This window comes from Streptomyces sp. S6, from assembly GCF_054880855.1.
Window position 1 is genome coordinate 1 of sequence record NZ_JBTYMC010000626.1, and the last position, 1496, is coordinate 1496.

The 1496-nt window shown below is 72.3% G+C and carries 2 protein-coding genes; one reads left to right on the forward strand and one right to left on the reverse strand.

The genetic code is table 11. The features are described 5' to 3' along the window. On the reverse strand, positions 1-302 hold a 302-nt coding region (locus tag ACVNF4_RS35915), incomplete at its 3' end, for a helix-turn-helix domain-containing protein (RefSeq protein ID WP_461807020.1). A 155-nt stretch (positions 303-457) separates the two neighbouring features. On the opposite strand from ACVNF4_RS35915, the gene ACVNF4_RS35920 reads away from it, so the two are divergent. Further along, positions 458-1496, forward strand: a 1039-nt coding sequence (locus ACVNF4_RS35920) for a citrate:proton symporter (protein WP_461807021.1), incomplete at its 3' end; no start/stop codon positions are given.

The following is a 1496-nucleotide window of genomic DNA, read 5'->3' on the forward strand; positions in this document are numbered from 1 at the left end:
GGGTCGAACTCCGGGTGACCCGGGCCCCGTTGGACATGATCGCGTTCGCCGTCACCGACACGGGCATCGGCATCTCCCCGGGCGAACTCCCGGCGGTCTTCGAGGCGTTCCGAACCGGCCGGGGTGAGCCGTACGTTGCGGGTGTCGCGCTCCAGCAGCCTCAGATCCAGGGCCCGTTCGAGGTCGGCGACCGCGCGGCTCAGGGAGGACTGGGAGACGTGCGTCTCGACGGCCGCTGCGGTGAAGCTCGCGGCGCGGGCGACGGCGGCGTACGCGGCGAGCTGGCGGAGGGTGACGTCCATGGCGGGGAGCGTAGGCGGGAGTGCCGCCCGGGGGAACTGATGCGTCAAACGCATGGACAGATCCGTGTTCGATGCTGGACGCGGATCTTCCGGTGCTCGGACACTCGTCGGCGACATGGGCCGGGCGAGAAGGCTGACGAGAGACGGGCGATCTCATGCTGGCGGCACTGGGCTTCGGCACCATCGGCTGTTTCCTGCTCCTCACGACGACCCGGCGGGTGTCGGTCCTGGTCGCCCTGGTGCTGCTGCCGCCGGCCGCCGCGCTGGCCGGCGGGCACGCGGGCGACATCGGGCCGATGGCCCTGAAGGGGCTGGGGCAGGTCGCGCCGACCGGCATCATGATCGCGTTCGCGGTCCTCTACTTCAGTCTGATGACGGACTCCGGCCTGTTCGAGCCGTTGATCCGGGGCATCCTCAGGACCGCGCAGGGCGACCCCGTACGGATCGCGGTCGGGACGGCCGTCCTCACGATCTGTGTCGCGCTGGACGGGGACGGCGCCTCGACGTTCCTCATCACGGTGTCGGCGCTGCTGCCGGTGTACCGGCGGCTGGGGATGAGCCGGCTGCTGCTGGCCGGGGTGGTGTGCCTGGGGGCCGGAGTGATGAACCTGGTGCCGTGGGGCGGGCCGACGGCGCGGGCTGCGGCCTCGCTGAAGCTCGACACGTCGGACATCGTGGTGCCGCTGCTGCCCGCGCTGGGGGCGGGGATCGGGTGGGTGCTGTGCGCCGCGTACCTCCTCGGGCGGCGGGAGCGGCGGCGGCTCGCGAAGCTGGAGCCCGGGGAGCGCGCCGGGGTCCTGGAGCCGGTCGGCGACGGTCCCGGGACGCCCCGGGTGACGGCCGCGCGGGGGCTGACCCTGTTCAACCTGGCGTTGACGGTGGCCCTGTTGGTGCTGCTGGTCCTCGAAACGATGCCGCTGCCGGTGCTGTTCGTGCTCGCCTTCGCGGCGGCGCTGCTCGTCAACCGGCCGCGCTGGGAGGACCAGCAGGCGCTGCTGGAGCGGCACAGCAAAAGCGTCGTGCTCGTCACCTGCATGATCTTCGCGGCGGGGGTGTTCACCGGGGTCCTCGGCGGGACGGGCATGATCGGCGCGATGGCCGAGGCGACGGCCGGCGTCGTGCCCGACGAGCTGGGCGGGCACCTTCCGGTGCTGATCGCGGTGACGAGCATGCCGCTGAGCCTCGTCTTCACCC